The sequence below is a fragment of the Aeromicrobium sp. 10G20-16 genome (genome assembly GCF_055809665.1).
In genome coordinates this window covers 789,224-813,495 of sequence record NZ_CM147919.1, presented here as the reverse complement: position 1 = coordinate 813,495, position 24,272 = coordinate 789,224, and the positions used below count along the sequence as shown (strand labels likewise).

17 protein-coding genes and 2 pseudogenes are annotated in these 24,272 nt (G+C 67.7%); 6 read left to right on the top strand and 13 right to left on the bottom strand.

The genetic code is table 11. The annotated features are described in order from the left end of the window. Nucleotides 1-5: 5 nt before the first annotated feature. From AC0L5F_RS04020 to AC0L5F_RS04010, 3 genes are all read right to left on the bottom strand, one after another. Entirely contained in the window at nucleotides 6-1,337 is a 1,332-nt protein-coding gene (locus AC0L5F_RS04020; RefSeq protein WP_473316141.1) for a sensor histidine kinase, read from the bottom strand. A gap of 80 nt (nucleotides 1,338-1,417) precedes the next feature. Then, nucleotides 1,418-2,518: a glycosyltransferase family 4 protein gene (locus tag AC0L5F_RS04015; RefSeq protein ID WP_473315332.1), complete on the bottom strand. Its 1,101-nt coding sequence runs from the start codon at nucleotides 2,516-2,518 to the stop codon at nucleotides 1,418-1,420. After that, nucleotides 2,515-3,558, bottom strand: a complete 1,044-nt coding sequence (locus AC0L5F_RS04010; protein WP_473315331.1) for a flippase-like domain-containing protein — start codon at nucleotides 3,556-3,558, stop codon at nucleotides 2,515-2,517. The genes AC0L5F_RS04015 and AC0L5F_RS04010 overlap by 4 nt, the downstream gene beginning before the upstream one ends. Nucleotides 3,559-3,674: 116 nt before the next feature. Between AC0L5F_RS04010 and AC0L5F_RS04005 the strand changes: the two genes are divergently transcribed. From AC0L5F_RS04005 to AC0L5F_RS03990, 4 genes and pseudogenes are all read left to right on the top strand, one after another. After that, the gene (locus AC0L5F_RS04005; RefSeq protein WP_473315330.1) at nucleotides 3,675-4,457 is read left to right on the top strand and encodes a PIG-L deacetylase family protein; all 783 of its coding nucleotides are present in this window, start codon (nucleotides 3,675-3,677) and stop codon (nucleotides 4,455-4,457) included. Continuing rightward, nucleotides 4,454-6,136, top strand: a complete 1,683-nt coding sequence (locus tag AC0L5F_RS04000; RefSeq protein WP_473315329.1) for a bifunctional lysylphosphatidylglycerol flippase/synthetase MprF — start codon at nucleotides 4,454-4,456, stop codon at nucleotides 6,134-6,136. Before AC0L5F_RS04005 ends, AC0L5F_RS04000 begins: the two co-directional genes overlap by 4 nt. A gap of 47 nt (nucleotides 6,137-6,183) precedes the next feature. After that, nucleotides 6,184-6,762, top strand: a pseudogene (locus AC0L5F_RS03995) (PQQ-dependent sugar dehydrogenase); the annotation flags it as partial. Between the two features lie 124 nt (nucleotides 6,763-6,886). After that, nucleotides 6,887-7,306 (top strand): annotated as a pseudogene (locus AC0L5F_RS03990) (PQQ-dependent sugar dehydrogenase); the annotation flags it as partial. Nucleotides 7,307-7,315: 9 nt separating this feature from the next. On the opposite strand, the gene AC0L5F_RS03985 reads toward AC0L5F_RS03990, so the two are convergent. Genes AC0L5F_RS03985 through AC0L5F_RS03975 form a run of 3 tightly spaced genes read right to left on the bottom strand, consistent with a single transcriptional unit; the run spans nucleotide 7,316 to nucleotide 9,403 of the window. Then, the gene (locus tag AC0L5F_RS03985; RefSeq protein WP_473315328.1) at nucleotides 7,316-8,185 is read right to left on the bottom strand and encodes an HNH endonuclease; all 870 of its coding nucleotides are present in this window, start codon (nucleotides 8,183-8,185) and stop codon (nucleotides 7,316-7,318) included. Beyond that, complete coding sequence (locus AC0L5F_RS03980) at nucleotides 8,133-8,480, bottom strand: hypothetical protein (RefSeq protein WP_473315327.1); 348 nt, start codon at nucleotides 8,478-8,480, stop codon at nucleotides 8,133-8,135. The genes AC0L5F_RS03985 and AC0L5F_RS03980 overlap by 53 nt, the downstream gene beginning before the upstream one ends. A gap of 44 nt (nucleotides 8,481-8,524) precedes the next feature. Further along, a complete protein-coding gene (locus AC0L5F_RS03975; protein WP_473315326.1) occupies nucleotides 8,525-9,403 on the bottom strand; it encodes a cobalamin-binding protein in 879 nt (292 codons plus the stop codon). Nucleotides 9,404-9,437: 34 nt separating this feature from the next. On the opposite strand from AC0L5F_RS03975, the gene AC0L5F_RS03970 reads away from it, so the two are divergent. Next, complete coding sequence (locus AC0L5F_RS03970; protein WP_473315325.1) at nucleotides 9,438-10,064, top strand: trimeric intracellular cation channel family protein; 627 nt, start codon at nucleotides 9,438-9,440, stop codon at nucleotides 10,062-10,064. Between the two features lie 51 nt (nucleotides 10,065-10,115). Here AC0L5F_RS03970 and AC0L5F_RS03965 read toward each other — a convergent pair whose 3' ends face one another. From AC0L5F_RS03965 to AC0L5F_RS03935, 7 genes are all read right to left on the bottom strand, one after another. Further along, nucleotides 10,116-11,684 carry a GMC family oxidoreductase gene (locus AC0L5F_RS03965; RefSeq protein ID WP_473315324.1) on the bottom strand — a complete coding sequence of 523 codons (1,569 nt, stop codon included), beginning with the start codon at nucleotides 11,682-11,684 and terminating at the stop codon, nucleotides 10,116-10,118. Between the two features lie 137 nt (nucleotides 11,685-11,821). Further along, nucleotides 11,822-13,045 (bottom strand): PucR family transcriptional regulator, encoded by a 1,224-nt coding sequence (locus AC0L5F_RS03960; RefSeq protein ID WP_473315323.1) that lies wholly within the window; start codon nucleotides 13,043-13,045, stop codon nucleotides 11,822-11,824. A gap of 224 nt (nucleotides 13,046-13,269) precedes the next feature. Then, nucleotides 13,270-16,617: a DEAD/DEAH box helicase family protein gene (locus AC0L5F_RS03955; protein WP_473315322.1), complete on the bottom strand. Its 3,348-nt coding sequence runs from the start codon at nucleotides 16,615-16,617 to the stop codon at nucleotides 13,270-13,272. 9 nt (nucleotides 16,618-16,626) lie between these two features. After that, nucleotides 16,627-17,706 (bottom strand): hypothetical protein, encoded by a 1,080-nt coding sequence (locus AC0L5F_RS03950; protein WP_473315321.1) that lies wholly within the window; start codon nucleotides 17,704-17,706, stop codon nucleotides 16,627-16,629. 3 nt (nucleotides 17,707-17,709) lie between these two features. After that, nucleotides 17,710-18,831 carry a restriction endonuclease subunit S gene (locus AC0L5F_RS03945; protein ID WP_473315320.1) on the bottom strand — a complete coding sequence of 374 codons (1,122 nt, stop codon included), beginning with the start codon at nucleotides 18,829-18,831 and terminating at the stop codon, nucleotides 17,710-17,712. Continuing rightward, a complete protein-coding gene (locus tag AC0L5F_RS03940) occupies nucleotides 18,828-20,285 on the bottom strand; it encodes a type I restriction-modification system subunit M (RefSeq protein ID WP_473315319.1) in 1,458 nt (485 codons plus the stop codon). Before AC0L5F_RS03940 ends, AC0L5F_RS03945 begins: the two co-directional genes overlap by 4 nt. A gap of 125 nt (nucleotides 20,286-20,410) precedes the next feature. Further along, nucleotides 20,411-21,337: a hypothetical protein gene (locus tag AC0L5F_RS03935; RefSeq protein ID WP_473315317.1), complete on the bottom strand. Its 927-nt coding sequence runs from the start codon at nucleotides 21,335-21,337 to the stop codon at nucleotides 20,411-20,413. A 424-nt stretch (nucleotides 21,338-21,761) separates the two neighbouring features. On the opposite strand from AC0L5F_RS03935, the gene AC0L5F_RS03930 reads away from it, so the two are divergent. Continuing rightward, entirely contained in the window at nucleotides 21,762-24,158 is a 2,397-nt protein-coding gene (locus AC0L5F_RS03930) for an AAA family ATPase (RefSeq protein WP_473315316.1), read from the top strand. The last annotated feature ends 114 nt before the right edge of the window (nucleotides 24,159-24,272 follow it).

Sequence of the window (24,272 nt, the reverse complement as noted above, 5' to 3'; positions counted from 1 at the left end):
GGCGCTCAGGCGTCGGTCGGGTCGGCGGAACGGTCGCGGGGGAGCCGCAGCACGAACCGGGCACCGCCCCACGTCGACTCGTCGACCGTGATGGTGCCGCCGTGGCCGGTCACGATCTCACGGACGATGGCAAGACCCAGGCCGCTTCCCCCGTGGTCGCGGGTACGGCTGGCGTCCAGCCGCACGAACCGCTCGAAGATGCGGTCGCGGTCGGGAATCGGCACGCCCAGCCCGTCGTCGGACACCTCGACCACCGCGTCGTCGCCGTCGCCGACCACCGTGACGGCGACCCGGCTGCGCGCGGCGTGTGCGGCGTTCTCGACCAGGTTGCGCACCGCCTGCGACAGACCCTGCAGATCGCCGTCGACGCGTGCCGGGGCGATCGAGGCGTTGACCGTCAGCGATCCTGCGGCACGCAGTCGCTGCACCTCCTGGGCGACGAGATCGTCGAGGTCGACCTGCTGCACTCGCACCCGCAGGCCGCGGTCGTCGGCCTTGGCGAGGAACAGCAGGTCGTCGACGAGTCGACGCATGCGCTCGACCTCGGTGGTCATCACCTCGCGGCGCGATCCCCAGTCGGCCGGGGCCGGTGAGTCGCCGAGCAGCTCCAGCGACGCCGACAGGGTGGCGATGGGGCTGCGCAGCTCGTGGCTGGCGTCGGACACGAACGCCCGCTGGCGTCGGTCGCCGGCGTCCAGCCGGCCGAGCATGTCGTTCATGGTCGTGGCCAGGCGCGCCACCTCGTCGTGCGAGGGCGGCACCGGCACCGGCTCCACCAGGTCGCCCGCGCGGATGTCGGCGACGCGTCGCCGTATCGCCTCGACCGGTCGCAGGGCGCGTCCGGCGACGATCCAGGTGCCGAAGCCGACCAGCACGCTGCCGACCGGGATCAGCACGAACAGGTAGGTCAGGAGGGTCTCGACCGACTCGCGCTGCGGAGCGATCGAGGTGGCGATCACGACCGTGTACAGCTGGCCGTCGCGCTGCACGCCCTGCACCGTCACGAGGTAGGGGTCACGCGTGCGCAGGAGCTCGAGCGAGTGGCGCTCCACCTCTTGAACCTGGCCGGCCGGCGGTCGCAAGGTCGTGAGCACCTGGCCCTCGCCACGGGCCGAGGAGGCGGCCACCACCTCGCCGTCGGGCGCCACCAGCTGGGCCACCTGGCTCTCCACGGTGTTGTCGACCAGATCCTTGCGGACCGTGTCCAGATCGGCCGCGGCCGCGACCCGGGCGATGGACTGGGCCCGCTCCTCGGCGTTCGACTGCACCGTCGAGATCAGCGCACGTTCCAGCAGCGTGAGCAGCAGGACGGACGCGGCGACGGTGCCGATGATCATCACGAGAGTCGCGGCGATCGCCGATCGCGCCCGCACGCTCGCGGTGAGCCGCCGTACCGCGGACGGTGCGGGGACGGACATCATCCGGTGCGCACCAGTGCGGGACTCCCGGCCCGGCCATACATCGCCTCGTGCTGCTGCAGCACGGCCGGCCAGGCCACCTGTGGGGGTCGGGACGCGCTGTGCTCGGCCAGCCGGTGACGCAGGTCGTCGTCGGTCGCCAGCCGCAGCAGCGCGTCGGCCATCTCCTGGTCGGTGCCGACGAACAGCCCGTCGCGGCCGTGCTCGATGAACTCCACGGCTCCGCCCTGCCGCATGGCGACGACGGGCACGCCGGCGCACCGGGCCTCCAGCGCAGCGATGCCGAAGGACTCCAGGACCGCCGGCGCGGCGAACGCGTCCGCGTGTCGCAGCAGCTCCTTGATCTGCGTGCGATCCAGGGCGCCGGGCAGCTCCACCACGTCATTCAGCCCGAGGCGACGCACGTCGGCGCGGACCGCGGGGAGCTCGTCGCCGTCGCCGACGATGACAGCCCGCAGGGCGATGTCGTCGGGCAGGTTGTCCTTGAGGCGAGCCAGGGTGCGCACCAGGGCCCGGTGCCGCTTGCGCCTGGCGAAGCGCCCCACCGCCACGACGGTGAACGTCCCCGGCGTCTCCTCGTGGTCCACCGACCACAGGCCGGGATCGATGCCGTTGTGCAGCACGTGCACGGGGGCGCGGTCTCCCAGGGCCCGTCGCCACGGCGCGGCCGCGACGTCGCTGACGGCGGTGATGGTCACCGACGGTGACAGGAAGCCGCCGACCGTCGCCATGACGCGCACCAACGCGCGCACGTCGGGGAGCACCGAGTGCACGGTGACCACGGTGGGGATGGAACCGCCGACCGCCCGGACGCCGGCCCACGTCGTGGGCGAGGCCACCGACACGTGGGCGTGCACGACGTCGGCGTCGAGCCGATCGGCGAGGTCGGCGATGCGGGCGCCCGCACCCAGCCCGATCACGCTCGTGACGCGCTCGACCCGCACCGGGCCCTCAGGGTCGGCGTGGCCGCCGGCCGGGGTGGTGGTGACGACGGTGACGTCATGCCCGGCCTCGGCCTGACGGGTCGCGAGGTCGTGGACGTGCATCTCGATCCCGCCGAGGCGGGGCAGGTAGCAGTCGGTGACGTGCAGGATCTTCATGCCGACACCGCCTGACGCTGGTCGGTCACCGCGGCGCTGGATCGGCGGCGGAACCACACCAGCGCGCTGACCCCGCCGACCGGGATCTCGAGCAGGAAGATGAACAACCGGTACAGCAGCACGCCCGCCGCCGCACCCACCGGATCGACGCCCATCGCGGCCAGCACCGCGACGGTGCCCAGCTCGGCCACGCCGCTGCCGCCCGGAGTGAACGGCACGACCGTCAGCAGGCGCTCGACCCCGAAGGCCACGGCGATGACCAGCCACGGTGCGTGGGTCCCGACGGCGAGCAGGCAGCCGGCCAGCAGCAGGCCCTGGAGCGCCAGGTAGGCGAGCACGCCGACGGTGAGGCGACCCCAGCCGTCCGCGATGGTGCTGGAGTTGGCTTGGCGGGTGCGCTCGACCCAGGCGACGGCGTCGACGCGACGCTCGGACCCGAACGCGCGCAGCGTCGCGTTGGTGGCGCGATCCAGGGCCCCACCGACGACGCCGGCCGCCCTGGCACTGCACAGTGCTGCGACGCCCAGCAGCGTGACGGCCAGCACCGCGGCCGCGCCGTACACCAGCCAGGTGTCGAGCTTCGGCGGCAGCGTGATGCCCACCGCGATCGCCACCACGATCAGTGCGGAACCGACCAGGACCTTGCCCAGCGTGTTCCACAGGTTGCTGATCGCGGTGAAGGAGGTGAAGTCCGCCGGGTGGATGTCCCAGGTGCGGGCCATCGTGAAGCCGAGACCCATGCCGGCGACCCCTCCGAACGGTGCCACGTTGGACACCGCGCTGCCTGACACGTTGAGCAGCAGCGCGCGGCGGGCCGACAGGCCGGGCAGCGCCGCGGTGAGCACGATGGTGTGCACCAGCAGTCCGGCACCCCACAGCGCGGTCAGGCCGACCAGTGCCCCGACGGACACGCCTGCGACGACCTGCAGGATGCTCGCCCAGGTCATGCCGGCGAGGTGGGGCAGCGCGGCCGTCATCGCGGCCGACGCGCCGAGTGCTGAGACCGTCAGGGCCACACGGATGATGCGTGAACGGGACACGGCCGGTCCTCTCGAGCGTGGGTGGTTGGTGGAACGTGATCATGCTGCACCAGGTTCGCTGAGTGCGCGCTGAGTGCCGCTTCGTCGGGGGCGGGTGGTCGTGGCACTGTCACCCCATGACGCTCAGATCCACGACGTTCACGGTCGTGTCCTTCCATGCCCACCCCGACGACGAGGCCCTGCTCACCGGTGGCACTCTCGCGCGGTGCGTCGCGGAGGGTCACCGCGTGGTGATCGTCACGGCCACCGACGGTGCCGCGGGGCTGGCCGACGAGAGCCGGTTCCCGCGTGCCGAGCTCGGTGCGCTTCGCCTGCGCGAGCTGCACGAGGCTGCGGCGGCGATCGGTGCGCACCGCGTGGTGGCCCTGGGGCACCGCGACGGTCACTTCTCCGATGTTCCGGTCGAGCAGGCTGCCGCCGAGCTGGCGGCGGTGCTGACCGAGGAGGACGCCGACGTGCTCACCAGCTACGACCGCGCGGGCGGTTACGGACATCCCGATCACGTGCACGTGCACCACGTGGCGGCGGCAGCGGCCGAGCTCGCCGGCACGCCGGTGGTGCTGGAGGCGACGGTCGACCGCACCCTGCTGGTGCGGGCGGCCGCCGTGATGCGCCTGCTGCCCGGGCGTCTGCCGGTGGCCGCCGCGGCGTTCCGCTCGGCCTACTCGGCACGCTCGGAGATCACGCATCGCGTCGACGTCCGTGCCCAGGTCCCGGCCAAGCGGTCGGCCCTGTCCGCCCATGCCAGCCAGGACTCCGGTGCTCCGTCTCGGACGGTCGGCTACCTGGCTGCGCTGCCGGGTCCGATCGGCCGCGTCGTGCTGGGCCGCGAGTGGTTCGTCGAGCGCGGTCGTGAGCCCGGTACGCGGCTCGACGACGTCTTTGCGAGCCTGCGATGAGCGCGCCGTCGGTGGCCCGGACGTGGGCCGAGCGGGACCGCACCCGCCGCATCGCCGCCACGACCGCTTGCGTGGTCGGCGCGCTGGGGCTGGTCTCGGTGGCCTCCGGTCCGTCGCACAGCCGGGTGCAGGAGGTTCTCGAGGTGGCGACGGCCATGTCGCCGAGCTCGGCCGGAGTGACCCTGGTCTTCTTGTCAGTCGGTCTGATCCTCACCGCGCGTGGACTCCGCCGTGGCCATCGCGCCGCATGGGTCGCCACGCTGACCCTGCTGGTGCTGTCGGTCGGCGGACACGTGCTGCACGAGGACCTCTCCTGGTCGACCATTCCTCCCGTGGCTGCTGCCGCGTGGATCGCGACTCGGCGTCGGTGCTTCCCGGTGGTGCAGACTCCCGCCGTGGTGCGACGAGCGGCCCGGCAGGCCGCCGCGGGCATCTGCGGCGCGCTGGTCGCCTCCACGCTGCTGGCGGCGGCGTTCGATCAAGGCGGTCTGCGAGCCACGGCGACGGCCGCCGCCCGGATGGCCGGCATCACGTCGGGCCCGCTGGGCTACGGAGGTCCGCTGGCCGCACCGTTGCTGGCCGGCGTCGGCCTCGCCTGCCTCAGCGGCGCCCTGTGGTTGCTGTGGTCGCCGCGCATGGTGGGACCGGTCGACGGTGTCGAACGGTCCTCGGACGAGCTGCGTGCTCGCGAGATCGTTGAGCTGCATGGCGGCGACACGCTGGCGTACTTCGCGCTGCGCGACGACAAGCAGTGGTTCTTCCACGGCGAGAGCCTGGTGGCGTACGCGGTGCGCGGTGGCGTGTGCGTGGTCGCGCCCGACCCGGTCGGTCCCACGTCCGACCGCGCGCAGGTGTGGGCCGCGTTCACCGACTTCGTCGAGGCCCACGGGTGGACCGTCGCCGTCCTCGGTGCGTCGGCGGCGTGGCTGTCGGTGTACGAGGCCAGCGGACTGCACCCGGTCTACCTGGGGGACGAGGCCGTGCTCGACGCGCGTGACTTCACCGTGGACATTCCCGCGCGCAGCTCGATCCGCCGTGCGCACCGGCGCATCGGCCGCGCAGGCTTCACCATGGACCTCGTCGACCCCGCCGCGGTGTCCGCCGAGGACCGCGACCGTCTGCTCGACCTGGCGCGGATGTGTCGTCAGGGCGAGACCGAGCGCGGATTCTCGATGACGCTGTCGCGACTGTTCGACGCCCGCGACCGTGGACTGCTGGTGTCGATCGCGCGCGACGGCGACGGCGTCCCGCAGGCGTTCCTGCAGTGGGTGCCGTGCGCGGACGGGTGGTCGCTCGACGTGATGCGCCGCAACATCGACCACGAGCTGCCCAACGGCATCATCGACTTCCTCATCGTGGAGAGCATCGGCCGGTTCGCTGCGGCCGGTGTCGGCCGGGTGGGGCTCAACTTCGCCGTCTTCCGCACCATCGTGAGCGGTGAGAACACCACGTGGGGCGCGCGAGCGGTGCGACGGCTGCTGCAGGGCGCCGCCTCGCAGACCCAGATCGAGTCGTTGTGGCGCTTCAACGCCAAGTTCGATCCACAGTGGGTGCCGCGGTACGCGGTGCTGGGCAGCGCCGACGCGATGGCCGCGCAGAGCATCGTCATGGCCGGTGCCGAGGGCCTCAGTGAGCTGCCGCTGGTGGGCCGCTTCATGACCGGCATGGCGCGCTGCTGACGCCGGTTCGCGTTGCTGGGCTTGGTCCGGTCGGCAAGGCTTGGACCATGAGAACACGAGCTGCGACCCCGGCATCCCTGCTCGTGAGTGCCGTCGCGCTGCTGGCGGCGGGGTGCTCCGGCGACGGTGTTCGCGAGGTCTCGGCGGTGGAGGAGACCACCGAGAGCGGCCCCGTGTCGTTCCAGGTCGAGACCGTCGACCGCTTCGACGATCCGTGGGCGATGGCCTTCCTGCCGGGCGGTGACCTGCTCGTCACCGAACGCACCGGCACGCTCAACCTGCGCGACGCCCAGAGCGGCGAGAGCGTCGAGGTGGCCGGTGCACCCGACGTGGTGGCGGCCGGCCAGGGCGGGCTCGGCGACGTCGTGGTCGCACCGACCTTCGCCGACGACCAGACGGTCTACCTCAGCTGGGTCGAGGCAGGTGACGGCGGTTCCGGCGCAGTGGTCGGCCGCGCCACCCTCCAGACCGGCGAGCAGCCGTCGCTGCAGGACCTCGAGGTCATCTGGCGGCAGACTCCCAAGGTGTCGGGCTCGGGTCACTTCGGCCACCGCATCGCCTTCGACCCCGACGGCGAGCACCTGTTCGTCTCGTCGGGGGAGCGGCAGAAGAAGACCCCGGCACAGGACACGTCCAACACGCTCGGCTCCATCGTGCGCATGGGACTGGACGGGTCGTCGGCCGAGATCTGGAAGCTTCGGGCACCGCAACCCGCTCGGCCTCGAGTTCGCCCCCGATGGCACGCTCTGGGAGTCCGAGATGGGGCCGAAGGGCGGCGACGAGCTCAACGTCATCGAGCAGGGTGCCAACTACGGCTGGCCCAAGGTCTCGGACGGCAGCGACTACAACGGCGACGACATTCCGGACCATTCGGCCGGCGACGGATTCGCGGCCCCGAAGGCGTCGTGGAATCCGAGCATCTCGCCGGGCAGCCTGTTGATCTACTCCGGTGACCTGTTCCCGCAGTGGAAGGGCGACGCCTTCATGGGCGCGCTGTCGGGCAAGGCGCTGGTGCGGGTCGACCTCGACGGCACGAGTGCCGGCGACGTCCAGACCTTCGACATGGGCGAGCGCATCCGCGCGGTCGAGCAGGGCCCCGACGGTGCCATCTGGCTGCTGGAGGACGAGGGCGCCGGGCGGCTCCTGCGCCTCACGCCCAGCGCAGCCTGACGCGCACCGTCAGGCCGCGACGAACTCCACGATCATCGGTGGGGTGGGGAGTCGGACGAGATGGGCTTCCGGGGGGTCGAAGGCGCTGGCATCGAGCACGCCGTGACCCTTCATGCCGTGGTGTCTTCGGCAGAGGGCTCGTAGGTTCGCACCCGTGGTGGGGCCGCCGGCGTCGAAGGGTTGTGCGTGGTCGAGGTCGCACCGTTCGGCGAGGACGTGGCATCCGCGGACCCGGCAGGTGAGGTCGCGCCACCGAATGGCCTCGCGCAACGCCCGGGGCGGCTGGTAGCCGTGGTGCGTGACGTCGAGGACGGTGCCGGCCGGATCGGTCAGCAGTCGGGTCCACAGGGCGTTGCCGCTCTGGGCCAGCTGGAGGATCCACTCGGGCGGGACCGGCACGTGATCGTCGGCGGTCACGATGTGGCCGGGGGTGTCGACGACGCCGGCCAGCGCCTGCGCCTCGACGATGACGGCGATCTCGGCGTGGATGTCGGTGCTGGTACCGGTGGCGTTGGTCAGCCAGGAGCAGAACAGGTCAGCGCGCTTCTGCTCGATCGTGCGGGCGTCACCCGGATCGTCCTCCAGCAGCCGAGCTGCGGCGGTGAGGCGCTGGTCGGCGGCAACCGCGGCCAGGGACGGGATCCACGCCTGCATCAGGCTCATGCCGTGGTGGCCGGGGCTGACGCGCACGTTCCGGTCGGCCCGGGCCCTCTCGGCGTCGGAGAGGCTGGGGGGCTCAAGGCGATCGATCAGGCGGTCGAGCCAGCGGCGCAGCTCGGCGGGAGTGTGGTCGGCTGCGTAGGCGAGCACGGCTCCGTCGATGTGTTCACGGGTCTCGGCCTGGGTGGCGCGCAGCAGTGCGCTCGCGATGATGGACACCCGGGCGGCGTCCAGCTTCTCCCGCGCCGAACGCGGCCCACGCCGACGGCGCGTCGTCGCGCACCGTCTCGGCGGCGTTGATGATGCGCCAGGTCTGTGGTTCGGACAGGTGCAGCGCGGTGGCGATGTCGTGGGCAACGCCGTTGACCGCCATGCGACGCCACATCGAGCTGCTCGGCTCGCTGCGCTCCACCTCGGAGACCCGCTCGTCACGCTCCCGCAGCACCGCTGACCACAGCCGATGTTCGGCCTGGGCGCACTCCACCTTCGCCTCGGTGAGAGCGCTGCGCGTCATGCATCTAGTATATCGAACAGGTGTTCGAATGGCAAGGAATACCGTCAGATTCGTCGTGCTGTTTCGGTGCTGGGCTCACCGACGACCGACGGATGGAAGATGCTCGCCAAGGTCTCGACTCCGTCGACCAGCCGCGGACCGGGTCGGGCGAACGACGCGTTGGCGTCGACGGCCCACACCGGGACGTCCGGAAAGCGGTCGGTGACCTCGGCGGCGAGCGTGGCGGCGGTGTCGAGGTCGTAGCCGCACGGAGCGCAGATGACGACGTCCGGCGCGGCGCTCGTCGCGTCGTCCCACGTGATCCGCACCGACTTCTCGCCGACCGCGCCCAGCGCCGGGTCACCCCCAGCGATCTGGATCATCTCGGGGATCCAGTGGCCCGGCGCGAACGGGGGATCGGTCCACTCCAGCAGCAGCACCCGCGGCCTGGGCTCGTCGGCCACGGCGGCCCGAACGGCGTCGAGTCGGGTGTGCAGTCCGTCGGTCAGGAGCTTCGCGGCGTCCACCCGGCCGGTGCGCTCACCGAGCAGCTCGATGGACCCCAGCACTTCGTCGATCGTGTGCGGGTCGGTCGTCACGACGTCGGCAGTGCAGCCCAGGTAGGTGAGGGCGTCGTCGACCACGGAGACGTCGACGGCGCACACCGCGCAGAGGTCCTGCGTGACGACCAGGTCGGCGTCGAGCTCGGCCAGGGCGTCGGACTCCAGGTGGTACAGGTCCTCGCCCGCGGCGACGGCGGCGCCGACGAAGTCGTCGATCTCGCGCGGGGTGAGTCCTTCGGGCATCGCCGAGGTGGACACGATGCGGCGGTCACGCGCCTCGGCCGGGTGGTCGCACTCGAACGTCACGCCCACGACGTCGGGTCCGGCGCCGATGGCGAACAGGATCTCGGTGGTCGAGGGGAGCAGGGAGACGATGCGCACGCGTTGATCGTACGGGCGCCGATAGCCTGCGCAGGTGTCCTCCACTCCGCTCGTGCTGGTGCTGTTCGACCTGGCCGGCATCTTCGTGTTCGCCGCCGCCGGGGCACTGGCCGGCGTGCGCAAGGGCTACGACATCTTCGGCATCCTCGTGCTGGCCGGAACCACGGGCCTCGGCGGGGGATTCCTGCGCGACGTCCTCATCGGCGCGACGCCCCCGGCGGCGCTCGCGGACTGGCGCTACCTGATGGCTCCGGTCGCGGCGGGCCTGCTGACGTTCCGCTTCCACCCGTCGGTCGGACGCCGTGAGCGCACCATCAAGGTGCTCGACGCCTTCGGCCTCGCCCTGTTCTGCGTGACGGGCGCGGTCAAGGCGGTCGACTACGGTCTGGGCCCGATCCCGGCGGCTCTGATGGGCATGGTCACCGGCATTGGCGGCGGCATGCTCCGCGACGTGCTGACCGGCCGACCGCCGGAGATCTTCCGCAGCGAGCTCTACGCCACCCCGGCGCTGGCCGGTGCCATGGTCGCGGGGCTCCTGCACCGCTACGACCAACCTCTGTGGCTCGCCGGCCTGCTCGGCGGCAGCCTGTGCCTGGCTTGGCGCCTCCTCGCCCTGCGTGGCGACTGGCGCGCCCCGATGCCGCGGGGATCGGCCGGCTGACGGCTCAGCCGTGGTGAAGCGCCCTCGCGGAGTCGGGCCTTGGCGCCGGTGTCACCCCGTGATCAGGTCGGAGGCCTTCTCGCCGACCATGAGGGCCGGCGCGTGAGTGTTGCCGTGCGGGATCACCGGGAACACCGACGCGTCCGCGATGCGAAGTCCCGCGATGCCGTGCACCCGCAGCTGCGGGTCGACCACGCCGTCGGACTCCGAGCCGATGCGCGCGGTGCACGCCGGGTGGTAGGTGTGCTCGACGCTGGCGCGGATCTCCGCCTCGACCTCGGCACGGCTCTTGGCGCCCTCGCCGGGGTGGATCTCCTTGCCGGTGAACGGCTTCAGCGGTCCGGACGCCGCAATGTCACGGACCCGCTCGATGGCGGTCACCATGGCGTCCATGTCGTCCGGGTGCTCGAAGTAGTTGTGCAGGATCGACGCCTTGGCCTTCGGGTCCGAGCTGCGCAGCCGCACGAAGCCCTTGCTCTGGGCGCCGACCATCGAGCAGCCGATCGCGTACGCCGGCTTGTCGTACGTCGTGAACCCGTGGTTCCAGAAGTAGCTCGGCGCCGCGATGAGCTGCATGTACGGCGCTGCGTCACCCGAACGCGTGTGGAAGAAGGCGCCGACCTCACCGATGTTCGACGTCAGGTGGCCGCGGCGTGTGGCGAGGTACTGCAGCAGCGCCTTCGGGGACTCGGCCTCGGCGAGCGTGCCCTTCGCGCTGGTCTCGTAGTTGAGCAGGTACATCGGGTGGTCCATCAGGTTCGCGCCCACGTTGGGGTTGTCGACGACCACGTCGATGCCGTGCTGGCTCAGGTGGTCGGCCGGACCGATGCCCGAGAGCATGAGCAGCTGCGGAGTGTTGATCGCGCCGGCCGAGAGCACGACCTCGCGCTTGGCCTCCACGAAGGACTGCTTGCCGCCGCGCTCGATCTCGACCCCGGTGACGCGTCCGCCCGAGGTGCGCAGCCTGAGGGCGTGGGTCTTGCTCATGATGGTCAGGTTGCTGCGCTTCGCAGCGGGCTTGATGTACCCGTCGGCGGTCGTCCAGCGAGCCCCGCGCTTCTGGGTGAGCTGGTAGAGCCCGGTGCCGGTCTGCTCGACTCCGTTGAAGTCGTCGTTGCGCTCCATCCCGGTGGACGCGATCGCGTCGACGATGGCCAGGCTCAGGTCGTTGGGGGAGCGGGGGTCCTGCACGTGCATCGGACCGTCGCCGCCGTGCAGGGCCGAGGCGCCACGCGAGTTGTTCTCCGAGCGCTTGAACAGCGGCAGCACGTCGTCGTACGACCAGCCGGTGGCGCCGCCGGCGGCCCAGCCGTCGTAGTCGGCCCGGTTGCCGCGGATGTAGATCATCGCGTTGGTGCCGCTGGAGCCGCCGAGCATCTTGCCCCGCGGGTGGTAGATCTCGCGTCCGTCGAGGTACGGCTCGGGCTCGGTGGTGTAGTCCCAGTCGAGCTTGCCCTTGAACTGCTTGGAGAACGCAGCCGGCACCTGCACGTTGAGGTTGCGGTGCGAACCACCCGCCTCGATGAGCAGGACGCTGGTGCCGGGGTCGGCGGACAGCCGGTTGGCGACGGCGGCACCGGCGGAACCGGCACCGACCACGATGTAGTCGTAGGAAGTCATGTCAGCCTCTCAGAGCGAACGAGAAGGTGGGACCTGCGAGTCCCTCGGTCTCCAGCACTGTGCCAACTCATTGTGACGTCGGCCACAGACGCCAGTCCGAACATCGGCGCAGGCGTTGTGCTGGAGTCCAAAAGACCTCAGCGGGCCTGCCATCGCAGTGCTCGCAGCGCCAGGTCGATCTCCGTGCGCCGCTCGGACAACGGGTGCCCCACCAGCTCCTCGGCCTGGGCGAGCCGGTACCGGACGGTGTTCTTGTGCACGATCAATGTCGACGCGGTCGCGTCGACGTTTCCGCCGTTGGCCAGGAACAGCTGCACCGTCTCGCGGATGCGCTCGAGTCCCGGATCGTCACCGGCCAGCGCGCCGAGCTCGCGCTGCACCAGCGCGGCGACCCCGTCGGGGCTGCCGGCCACCAGGCTGACGAGCTCCACGTCGGCGTACGCGGTGAAGCGGTCGTCCGTGTGGTGGGAGACCGCCAGCCGCTGGGCCGCAAGAGCCTCTCGGTGGCTCTGTCGGAACCCGTCGATCCCGACGCCGGGGACGCCGATCGCCGCCCGCAGCGGGCCGTCGTCGGGGACCAGCGTGCGCAGGTCGCTCAGATCCGGATCGCCGTGCGTGGCGATCCAGCTCCAGACCTCGCGTCGGCCAGCGGGCAGCGTCAGGGGAGCGCCGGCACCCAGGTGGGCTGCCAGTGACGTGGCCAGACGGTTCAGCGGCACCAAGGCGTCGTCGTGGGCGTCGTCGGCCCAGAGCACGACACCGACGTGAGTCGCGCGCAGGGGGTGCCCGAGGTCGTTGGAGGCGGCGTCGACCTGCACCTGCTCGCCGCGCAGGATCGCGTAGACCAGCTCGCTGCGCCGGGCGAGCGAGCCCTGCATCACGGTCTCGCGTTCGTCGTAGAAGACCTGGATGAGCTGCTCGATCGACTCGTTGATCCAGCTGCCGCCGTGGTCCCACAGGTAGATCAGCACGTCGGTGCGGTCGGGACCGTCCTCGGGAACCTCGCTGGCCACGTGGGTGAAGAAGTCCCACGTCGCTGCCGCCGCCACCCGGTAGACCTTGAGCAGGACGCCCATGTCGAGGTTGCGGCGGGCGATCGAGAGGGCCAGGTCTGTCGCCTGCGGTGGAAGCAGGAGCTCCTTCTTCTCCCGGTCGAGCAGGCTCAGGAACGACCGGAAGTGAGCCTTGGTGCTGGCGTGGAGCTCCGCGGTCAGCACCGGGTCGGTCGCCAGCTCAGGCGTGAGGTCGAGGATGGCGGAGTCGACGTGGTCGACGAAGGCGTCGACGTTCTCGTCCCGGCTCGTCTCGGCGATGTAGGCCGACACCCACGCGGCGAGAGCGGCGCGCTTCTCCTCAGGCATCGGTCTTCGCCTCCGCGGCGAGGTCGCCCAGCGCGTGCCCGAGCCCGATGGCGGATTGCTTCACGAGATCACGCTAGACCGTGCGGGGACCGTTGAGTAGGTCTCTCGGAGGTCAGCAGCCGAGGTGCGATCAGTCTGGGCTCGCTGCAGATCAGCGGCTTTCGTTGTCGGATTATCCGTTGGCGTGAAGGAAGTGACGAGGAAACCCAGTCAGCATGGTTGGATCACGCCACCTCGTCGGGGACGGCGGTCTGCTTGATGTGCTGGAGGGTATCGACGATGACCTCTACGTCCGCGTCGGGGAAGAAGAAGTCCGGCCCGGTGGGGGCGTGGTCGGTGTAGGGCGACTCGAAGAGGCGACCGGGCTCCATGACGCCGTTCGCGATGAGCTCATCGACGATCAGAGTCACGAAGCGGACCTGATCGGCCGAGAAGCGCGTGCTGTCCAGGTAGTTCTCGAACGCTTCGACGGCTGCCGAGCGGTCGAGACCCACGAGGCTGCGGACGAAGATCCCGAGGCCACCTTGTTCGGTGGCCCACGCGATGTCGGGCTGCTGGCCACCAGAGGCGATGAGCATCCGCTCCAGCTCCGCTAGGTCGGACGCCGTCAGCTGGTTGTTGCGACGAAGACGCTGGAGAGCGAGGTTGTCGAGGTGCTCGCGCAGGTAGACCTCGGCCTTGGCTCGGAAGCGTTCAAAGTTCGTGCCGGGCGTCACCCGGGGGAGTAGGACTTCGACGCCATCGCCGATGACGTCCTCGAAGTCGGTGTAGATCGGGTTGCGCTGGGTCTTCTCGACGAACCGCACGAGGCTGCGCACGCGTAGGCGTGCGAGCTCCAGCATGGGCAAGGTGACGTCGATCCACCACTCGTCGCCAGCCATGGCCTCGAGCAGTTCGGCCTGCTCGGCGACACTGGGGATCGTCGTCTTGCCGAGAAGCGCGGCGGCGACGTGCTGCGCGGTCTCTCGCAACCGCTCAGCGAGCACGGCGTCTCCGTCGAGCTGCGCGAGTTGTCGACGAAGGATGAGCAGGTCGAATCGCTTGGCGTCCTCGTCGTCTTCGTGGACGGGGGACGGCAGTCCGGCAAGCCTGAGCAGGTCGTCCGCGTCGGCTGGGCTCAGTGACCGCCAGGCTTCGGCGGCGGCGAACTTCTCGACGGCTCTGCGGTGCGGCCGCACGACGAAGTTGTCGAGATTCATGCCGGCAACGATCTCGTGGAGGCTGGCAGCCGTCGAGGTGCGCAGATCAGGCTCATCCTCGCCGAGCGCTGTCACCAGACCGAGTCGCGCTTCGAACAGGCGTTGCGACAGCGACTTCTGGGTCTGTCCCTGCGAACCGGGTAGGTCCTGGCTGAAGTACTCAAGATTGCCGCAGAAGTCGAACACGAGGAAGTCCTGCTTGTCCTCGCCGGGCCCGAACAGGTCAGGACACAGGCGGGTGCCGCGGCCGAGCATCTGCCAGAACTTCGACTTCGAGCGCACCATCTTGAAGAAGACCAGGTTGACGACCTCTGGCACGTCGATGCCGGTGTCGAGCATGTCGACGCTGATCGCGATGTGCGGCGCCTTGTCCTTGATCGAGAAGTCGTCGATGAGCGACTGGGCGTACGGGGTGCCGTGGGTTATGACTCGGGCGAAGTGCCCGGCCAGCTCGGGGTACGCGAGGTTGAACCGCATCTCGATGAACTCGGCATGCTTCTGGCTCTTGGCGAAGACGATGGTCTTGCCCAACCGATCGCCACTGGCGACCTTGTGGCCGCGCATCATCACGGTCTCGAGGACCTTGTCGACCGTGTCTTCGTTGAACAGGAACCGGTTGAGCTCCTCGGCGCCAACCTCGTCGGGCGGGCCGTCCTCGCCCCAGTCGAGGCCGTCCCACTGATCCTTCTCCTCCTCGCTGAGGTCGTCGTACCTGATGCCCGACCGCAGGAACTGGGTGCCCACGCTGATGCCCTTCGGTGGAACCAGGTACCCGGCGTCGACCGCCTCGTCGAGCGAGTAGTTGTCGGTGGGCACACCGTCCTCGAGGTGAAACAGCCGGTAGGTGTTGTGGTCGACCTCGTCCTTCGGCGTCGCGGTGAGGCCGACGAGCAGTGAGTCGAAGTAGTCGAAGATCGCGCCGTACTTGGCGTACACGGAGCGGTGAGCCTCGTCGATCACGATGAGATCGAAGTGGCCGGGGCCGAATCGACGGGTCCCGTCGTCGATGTCGTTGATGAGGTTCATCATCGTGGGATAGGTGGAGACGTAGACGCGACCGTCGACCGCCTTCTCGGTCACGAGATTGACCGTTGTGGACCCGGGCAGGTGCTGCTTGAAGGCGTTGGCCGCCTGGTTGACCAGAGCGGTGCGGTCGGCGAGGAAGAGCACTCGCTTGACCCAGTTGGCCTTCTGCAAGAGGTCGACGAGCGCGATGGTGGTGCGCGTCTTGCCCGAGCCGGTTGCCATGACGAGGAGTGCCTCGCGCTGCTTGCGGTCGAATGCGTCGCCGACCGCCTTGATGGCCCGCACCTGGTACGGACGGCCAGCGATGTCGGTGTTCGCCTGCGCGGACGCCAGCGAGAGCTTGGTCTGGCGGCGCTGTACCAGCAGCTCCAGCTCGTCGCGGGTGTAGAAGCCCTGGATGTCACGCGGCGGGTAGCCGGCGACGTCGTCCCAGATCCGGTGCTCGTAGCCGTTGGTGTAGAAGATCACGGGGCGTCGGCCGAACTGCGTCTCCAGGCAGTCGGCATACAGCTTGGCTTGTTGCTGGCCGACTTCGGGCGACTTGGACGTGCGCTTGGCCTCCACCACGGCCAGGGGCAATCCGTCAGCGCCCCACAGCACGTAGTCGACGAAGCCCCGGCCCTCGGCGTTGGGCATGCCGGTGACTTCGTACTCGCGGTCGCGGTCCTGATCCAGGGCCCATCCGGCCTCGTGCAGCAGCACGTCGATGAACAGGTCGCGGGCGTCGGCCTCGTCGTAGTCCCGAGTGTCGGGGGCCACGGCTGCTTGGGCGGAGGCGATCTGAGCCCTGAGCTCGGCGATCTCGGCCTCGTGTGCGGCGAGCTGATCGTCTCGCTCGGCCAGCGCGCGGGCGTGGGCTTCGTCCTGCTCCTTGAACTTGGCCGCAAGTCGGCCGATGTCGGCGCGCGACAACGGGGCGGCCTTGGCGGCGAGGCCCGGGTCGAACTGAGCCTGCAGCGGGACTGCCGTCGGCTCAGGGGAGTGGTGGTAAGACGTCCACACGACGACGTTGAACAGCTCGCGCAGCACCGCGAGCGAGACGTCGGGACGGATCTGCCGGTTCTCGTGGACGGCGGTGTTGGCGATGCGACGGATAGCGGTCAGCTTCTGCGTGACGCCCTGCGGCACCTGAGCCTTGAAGGCAGCATCATTGATCTTCGCCGCGAGGTCGTTGCGGTAGGGGATGGGCAGCGATAGGACGTCGTAGAGGTAGCCGACGAGCTCCTCGACCACCCGGCGGCTGTAGAAGCAGGCCGAACGCGGGTCAGACGACAGGTACGACTCGGCCCGCGTGCAGTCGTCATGCAGCGACGGCAGCGTCTGGAGGACGAAGTCGAAGTTGCCCATGGCGATCGATCACTCCTCGTCGTCGATGTCGAAGTGATCGGCCAAGCGTTCGAGGGTGAACTCCTGACGCAGTTTGCAGGCGCTGTGCTGACTGGCGAACATGCCCTTCTCCCAGAACCCAGCGTCGAGGGGACGGGCGTCAATCCACTCGACGGGCACGACCCATTCGGCCAAGTCGTCCTCGGTCGACGGATCTGCAGCGTAGGACCCTTGCAGGGTTTGTGCGGCCAACGGAATCCAGGTGCCGTCGAGGCGAACCTCGGTGTTCTCGAAACGCGTGGCGGGGCCCAGCACGCGCCCCACCGCGACGTAGCGCATCGGGGGCACATTGACCCAGATGCGGGCACCCGTCGGCAATGCCCGCATGTCCTGTGACCACATCTTCCCGCCACCGCCGGAGACAAAGCCGAACTGCCGCGCGTCCTCCCAGACGCGCTCCCCCCCGCTGAACGAGATGTACCAGTCCTTGCCGTTCCACGCGGCGCGCTTGCTCTTCCTGCTTCCCGCAGCCGCGGCCGGCGTCTCGTCGTCCGACGCGGTCAGCCAGGATCGGGCCAGGTAGCGACGCCCGTCGTCCTCGAGGTACGAGAAGAAGACCGCGTTGACCGGAACGCCGAAGTCGCGCAAGTAGTTGACGATCCGCTCCGAGCTGGCGTCGAGCTCTGCAGCCACGATGGTGAGGCTGAGGTCGCCGTTGAGGTCGTCCGGCGGCGCGCTGCCGAAGACGTCCTCGAAGGCGGCCTCGAGCGGCTGGTCAAGATGTTTGCTGGCGATGTCGCGAATGTCGTCACGCGACAGTGTCGACGCCCACGAGCCGTAGTCGAGCACTTGGGCGACCACCTCGCGCGGAGTCTTGTCGCGCTTGAGCTCCAGCAGGTTCAGGTTGCCGTCGACGTCGATCGCGAGCAGATCGAGACGTGACCCGTACGGCGTGATGACCTCGCTACCGATGACCAGTAGGCGATCGCCGAGCAGCGATGGGTCGCGCTTGAGGAACTCGTGGAGGTCCTTCTCGGCAGGCAGGACCGAGGTGGTCAGTGGCTTGGGCTCGTCGCCGTCGATGCGCCACATCCTCATCTCAACGGGCATTGGTCACAACTCTCCTCGGAAGGCGCGGGCCTGAAGGGACCGGAAGAGGCTGTCGTCGGCGTCGATCGCCGGGAGTACGTTGGCGCGCTGCGCGTTGATCCGTTCGATGCGCTCGGCGTAGACGGTCTGCATGTTCACTGGGGGAATCGGTAGCGCGACCGAACGCACGTCGTCGAAATTGAGCCCAGCTTTCGTTGCACCGCGGTCCTTGCCTAGGACCTCACGTTGACCTGTTGGCGACTCCAGGAAGTCGGCGAGATAGCGAGGCGTAACCGAGGGCGCCCGGAGAATGGCCAGGTGCTGGTTGATGAAGGCTCGTCCCAGCCCGTCTGGCACGACGGCCGTCCTGCCAAGGTCAGCGGTGATGCTCAAGAGCACGTCGCCCGCCTGAACTGCGGTTCGGCGAGCCTCTGCCGTATCTGGCGCGGCAACGAAGGCCATGTCGCTTTGGTTGAGATATCCACCCTTGACGTTCTGAATCCGGATGAACTTGTCGCCATCGGGCGCGTAGTACTTCGCCCAGCCGCGGGAACCGCTTGTAAGGAACTGGAGCCGATCGCCCAGCTTCTCAGTCGGCCAGGCCCCTCCCTCGAACATGTCGTTGAAGATCGACTTCGTCAGGGAGTCGAGGTGGGTGAGGACTTGGCGGCGCTTGGCGCGGAGGGCCTCGGCGTGGTCGAGGATCGCGGCGATGCGGCGCTGCTCGGGGAGGGGTGGGAGAGGCACCTCGATCGCATTGAGCGCTTTCGCCGACAAATGCTTCACGGTGACGAATGGGGTGGCATTCTCAATGGCCTTCAGTGCCAGCGGCATGAATCGAGCGAGGTAGGCGCGGTCGAGCGAGGCTTCGAGATCGCCGAGTCGGCAGACTCGCTGGTTGAGAAGGGCCTTGCCTCCTCGCCAGCGAGCCAAGTTGAATTGGCCATCCATTCCGATCAGATAGTCGCCGTCGTTCACGAGGTAGCGATCGGCATATTCGCCTGAGTAGTAGGTGTCGGATCGGCCCCGGACAACATCGCGGATGCGCACGAGTGGCAAGCCGCGCCCATCCGTGTTGAACTGCCTCGAGTCGAACGCACACCCGTAGTCGAGTTTGGCGACTTCACAGAGCTGAGCCGTCTTCACGAGAGCATGGCCTTCAGCTCGGCGCGCCCCTCGGCGATCTCGTCCTCGAGGGTCTCGATGTCGGCGATGATGTCGAGCGGGGCGCGATGCTCGATCTCGTCGTGGACGATCTCCTTGTAGCGATTGAGCGAGAGGTCATAGGCCTGGGCGACGATGTCGGCCTTGGGCACGAGGAACGACTGTTCGGTGCGGGCGCGGTCCTTCTCTGAACTGCGGTCCTGCCAACGAGCGAGCACATCGGGAAGGTCGTTGGAGTCGACCCGGTTGCGCTTGTCGTCGAGGGAGAAGCCGTCGGCACGCACGTCGTAGAACCACACGTCGTCGGTTCCGCCGGAATCTGTCCGGGTGAAGAACAAGATGGCAGTCGAGACGCCTGCGTAGGGACGGAACACACCCGAGGGAAGCTTCACCACAGCGTCGAGCTTCTGGTCCTCGACCAGCATCTTGCGCAGCGTCTTGTGCGCAGTACTCGACCCGAACAGCACCCCGTCGGGCACGATGACGGCCGCGCGACCGCCCGGCTTGAGCAGCCTGAGGAACAGCGCGAGGAACAACAGTTCGGTCTTCTTGGTCTTGACGATTCGCTGCAGGTCCTTGGCCGTCGACTCGTAGTCGAGCGAACCGGCGAACGGCGGGTTCGCGAGGATCAGCGTGTACTTGTCTGCCTCTCCCGCTGAGCCCTCGGACAGCGAGTCGCGGTAGCGGATGTCGGGGGACTCGATGCCGTGCAGCAGCATGTTCATGCTGCCGATGCGCAGCATGGTGGAGTCGAAGTCGTAGCCGTGGAACATCGAGGCGTGGAAGTGCTGGCGCTGCGTGGAGTCCAGCAGCGCTTCAGCGTGCGTCTCGCGGACGTACTCGCTGGCGGCCACCAGGAAGCCGGCCGTGCCGCAGGCGGGGTCGCAGATCTCGTCGGTGGGCTTCGGCGCGGTCATCTTGACCATGAGGTCGATGATGTGCCGGGGTGTGCGGAACTGGCCGTTCTTGCCGGCGCTGGCGATCTGGGACAGCAGGTACTCGTAGAGGTCGCCGTTGGTGTCGCGATCGGCCATCGGGATGTCGTCGAGCATGTCGACGACCTTGCTCAGCAGCGCTGGTGTCGGGATGGTGAAGCGAGCGTCCCGCATGTGCTCGCTGTACGTCGAGTCGTCGCCCCCCACCGTGCGCAGGAAGGGGAAGACCTCCTCGCTGACCACCTTGAACATGACGTCGGGAGCCGAGTTCTTGAACTCACTCCACCTCAGGTGCGACTGACCGGGCAGAAAGGTCGGGTTCTCGACCTCGGTCTTCGTGACGCGGGCCTTGTTCTCGGCCAACGTCTGAATGTCGTCGAGGCGGCGGATGAACAGCAGGTACGTGATCTGCTCGATGACCTCCAGCGGGTTACTGATGCCACCGGACCAGAAGGCGTCCCAAATACGGTCGATCTTGCTCTTGAGCTCCCCGGTGATCACAAGGCCACCCTAGTGTCGTCCGCTTGAGCGCGGGATGAAACCGAATCCTAGGATCGGGTGGTTCGGCGTTGATCGGGTGACGGGAAAGTCCGACAGCCGTCGGGTGGAGTGGGATGAGTGCTCAATCAGACTGCCAACACTTCCTTGTAGGCGTTCGCCACGCCGAAGCAGAACGTCAAGAGCGGATCCACGCGGTCCGCAGAGAGCCAGCCTGGTTGCGTGCGTGCCTGCTTCTCGGTGCCGTTGAAGTTGAACAGCGAATCAGCGTCGGCGCGAAAACCCACGGTGGTCAGGGCGGGAACTTCGATGCCACTGTTGACGCCAGCGTAGGAACTGAACGGGACCAATACTCGGCCGTCGTTGAAAAGCGCGACGACGGTTCGTACTCCGCTTGCTGCGGGCCCGGCGGCCTCGAGAACGACGTGGTTTGATTCGATGCGTCGCTTGTACCCAGCTCCCATCCACGCGGTCATTACAGACTCGGCGGCAGCACGAACGTCCGCGTCTGAAATTTGAGCATAGAACTCTTCCAACGAACCGGGTCTTTCGGCCATCTTGGCCTGTTCCACGGTGGCTGTGAACTGGTTGGGCTCGATGACTGCGGTGAACAATGGCGCCCACGAGCTGTCATCGATGCGCACCGCTTTCGCCTCGACCAGCCACACGGAGATTCCGCGCTTGCTATCGAGTTCGGCCAAGTCGTTCAAATATTGCGCGACCGCTTTGAATTCGTCCCTATGCTCCTCGGCCACCACGACGAGACCTCGAGCATGACGCGCCACTGCGTAGGCCAGCCCTCGCGTGAGGTGATCGTGGTCTGCCCTGCCGTACTGGTTCTCGACGACGAACTCGGATCCGTCGTCGCCCTGCGCCACGATGTCGATGCGGCGACCCCCGGTAGTGAGGACCTCGGACTTGCCGACGGCAGCTAGATCAATCCCGATCGCGTCGCCGAGATTGTCCAGCTGGTCGGCCAACAAGGGTGTGAAATCGCTCGCCTCGCCCTTCCAGGCCTCACTCAGCTTGCCGAACTTCAACTTCGCCATGGTCATCGTGCAGGTTTATCAAATTCGCTCACCGGGCCTCGGCACTTTGACCATTGCGGTACGACTCCACCCCTGAGTCACTCTGTTTGCGGGCCTGGTCGAGTCGCGAAGTTCGCGAATCACAGTTCGTGGTCCTAACTGGCTCACCTGCTTGGACCTGCGGAAACACTGGGTCTGACATGCTAATGACAGGAGCCCGCAGTTCCTCGGCTGCCCAGTGTCGTGCGGTGGCTAGTACCCGGGTTTCGAATCCCGAAGGTGGGCCCGACCGTCTGTGCGTGTCGCAGGGGCAGAGAAGCGGCCCGCGAAGGGCCCGGACCTCCGGAGTCGGTGTACCCACCCTGAGCGCTGATCGCGTGCGTGCCGAATAGTCTCGAACCGTCGGACCCATCTGACAGAGTTTCCACACGTATCGACGACAGGACATCAGATGAGGCTTCACTCTGTTTACGCCAGATTCTATAGGTCGCTCAACTACGACTTCATCCGCGCATCCGGTGAGAAGTACGAGCCAGACCCCTGGGATGCCACGCCTGAGGGCAACTACCCGTTTGTCCGCATTAAACTTCGTCCGGGCATTACGACTGTCGTCGGCGCGAACGAGTCCGGCAAGTCTCAGGTCCTCAGCGCCATCGAAGCCGCGCTGACAGGCGAGGGATTCGAGCGCAGCGACTTCTGCAGATACTCCCGGTTTTTCGGTGTCCACAACGACATCGTGTTACCGGAGTTCGGTGTCGTCTTCGCTGACGTTTCGGACGAGGCGGTCAAGCTCATCGAGAGCATCTCGGGGCACAGCGATCTACGCGACGTCGAGCGCGTTGCGATCTTCCGAATGAATCAGACGCCGAAGTTCCGGGTCTATGTTCGGCAGAAGGACATGTGGACCGGCCCGGAACGCGTTGAGAAGCCTACCGCTTTCGCGGAGCTCGGCGTCCCCGTACCGTTCCGCATCGACGCTGACGTGCCGCTCCCCGACAGCGTCCCTTTGGACTACCTCGTCTCGGGCAACAAGACGGCGCCGCTCGGCCGCGACCTCCTGCGGGAGCTCTGGGACGGATTTCAGAAGAACAACGCCTGGTTCGAGTCAGACCAGACCATCACGACGAACGCTGGCGCCATCTCCAAGTTGTTCCGCCCCGTTCGTCAGGCAACAGAGACCGAGGTCGAGATGTACGAGCTCGCGGCTGACCTAGTCTTCAAGGTCGCCGGCATCAACAAGGAACTGCTCAAGGAGCTCCAAGAGCACGTCAAGAAGAAGAACGGTTATGCGAACAGCATCGTCGACACAATCAACAGTGAACTCGCGAAGGCCCTCGACTTTCCCCATTGGTGGTCTCAGGACTCGCAGTTCGAACTCTTTGTATCGCTTTACGAGTTCGACCTCGTTTTCATGATCCGCGACCGAACGGGACGCACCTACGGGTTCGACGAGCGCAGCGCCGGCCTGAAGTACTTCCTGTCGTACTTTGTCCAGTACCGCGCTCACGAGGTCCGCTCCGACGGTCGCCCCGAGATCCTTCTCATGGACGAACCAGACCAGTTCTTGTCAGCCTCGGGGCAACAAGATCTGCTACGAGTATTCGATGACTTCGCCGACCCCAAGGACGCCGGCCGAGACCCGGTCCAAGTCGTGTACGTGACGCACTCGCCGTTCCTCATCGACAAGAACGAAGCCGACCGCATCCGCGTCCTCGAGAAGGGCGAGCACGATGAAGGCACACGCGTCGTCACGAGCGCCGCCGCCAACCACTACGAGCCACTGCGGTCGGCTTTCGGAAGCTTCGTTGCAGAAACTACCTTCATTGGAAATTGCAACCTCATGGTCGAAGGACCGTCCGACCAGGTTCTCATTGCAGGTGCTTCACGGTGGCTGAAGACGCTCGGCGTCGCTGATCGCGACCGGCTCGACCTGAACCACATCACTATCGTGCCCGCCGGCGGCACCCGCCATATCCCGTACCTCGTCTATCTGGCGCGGGGGCGCGACATCGACAAGCCGCCCGTTGTCGTGCTGCTGGACCACGATAAGGCCGGCGACGACGCTAGGGACGACCTTGCGGCTGGCGGAGCTTACGGCGACAAGCTCATTGACGCAGATTTAGTTCTGCAGCTTGCACACGGCGAACTCGCTGGACTTGCGACCGACAACCCGCTCGGCGCCGGCGGCATCGAGGACATCGTTCCGTTCAACGTCGCAGTTCTAGCCGCCACCATCTACTGTCGAGAGTTTGTGCCAACCGTGAATCCACTTGACCTCGACCTGACAGCTGAGAGCGTGTACCCGGCTACGGCCAGTCCAGACGGCATGACTCCGAAGAACTTCGGCACCCTCAAGTTTCTTGAGAAGGCGATCGCTTCGAAGTCGGGCATCTCGACTTTCCACCTGGACAAGGTCGCGTTCGCCCGTGCCACTGTCGACGCCCTGACCAGTAATTCTGGCGAGCTCACGGCCACTGAGGGCGACCGCCAAACTGCAGCCGACAACTTCAAACTCCTGCTCGCGAACATCGCCTTGTGTCAACGGAAGGCCGAGAGGGCTGAATCGGTCCAGAAAATTTCCAGCCGCATCAACCGCGCCAAGAAGGACTTCACGCGCACTCACGATGGCCAAGCACGCCGCGAAGACGTGGTTGCACTCATTGAAGAGATCGGCAGTCAGCTCGACCGTAGTCCTGAGGCCGAGGAGGTCCGCGCGGAGATGCGGGCTTGGCATGCACGGTTCGAACTTGACGCGGACCCGCGCAAGCTCGTCGCCGACTTCGATGCGCTCCTCAGGGCGCTTGACGGACTTGCTTACAAGGCTGTGCGTGAGGCCGCTACCCGGTAGATGCACCCTGACAGCTGGGCCTCTGGCATGCCGCGTGAAGTCCAGCGGTGTGGGGCCGCTGCGCCAGGTGGGCGGTGCGATCAGGACTAGCCGCTGCGCCGCGGCCGTCTGTGA

Bases quoted from the DNA above. Each gene is read 5' to 3' on its own strand.
- AC0L5F_RS03950 (WP_473315321.1), bottom strand. From the start codon at position 17,706: ATGCCCGTTGAGATGAGGATGTGGCGCATCGACGGCGACGAGCCCAAG.
- AC0L5F_RS03930 (WP_473315316.1), top strand. From the start codon at position 21,762: ATGAGGCTTCACTCTGTTTACGCCAGATTCTATAGGTCGCTCAACTAC.
- AC0L5F_RS04000 (WP_473315329.1), top strand. From the start codon at position 4,454: ATGAGCGCGCCGTCGGTGGCCCGGACGTGGGCCGAGCGGGACCGCACC.
- AC0L5F_RS04005 (WP_473315330.1), top strand. From the start codon at position 3,675: ATGACGCTCAGATCCACGACGTTCACGGTCGTGTCCTTCCATGCCCAC.
- AC0L5F_RS03965 (WP_473315324.1), bottom strand. From the start codon at position 11,684: ATGACTTCCTACGACTACATCGTGGTCGGTGCCGGTTCCGCCGGTGCC.
- AC0L5F_RS03960 (WP_473315323.1), bottom strand. From the start codon at position 13,045: ATGCCTGAGGAGAAGCGCGCCGCTCTCGCCGCGTGGGTGTCGGCCTAC.
- AC0L5F_RS04015 (WP_473315332.1), bottom strand. From the start codon at position 2,518: ATGAAGATCCTGCACGTCACCGACTGCTACCTGCCCCGCCTCGGCGGG.
- AC0L5F_RS04020 (WP_473316141.1), bottom strand. From the start codon at position 1,337: ATGATCATCGGCACCGTCGCCGCGTCCGTCCTGCTGCTCACGCTGCTG.
- AC0L5F_RS03980 (WP_473315327.1), bottom strand. From the start codon at position 8,480: ATGACGCGCAGCGCTCTCACCGAGGCGAAGGTGGAGTGCGCCCAGGCC.
- AC0L5F_RS03935 (WP_473315317.1), bottom strand. From the start codon at position 21,337: ATGACCATGGCGAAGTTGAAGTTCGGCAAGCTGAGTGAGGCCTGGAAG.
- AC0L5F_RS03955 (WP_473315322.1), bottom strand. From the start codon at position 16,617: ATGGGCAACTTCGACTTCGTCCTCCAGACGCTGCCGTCGCTGCATGAC.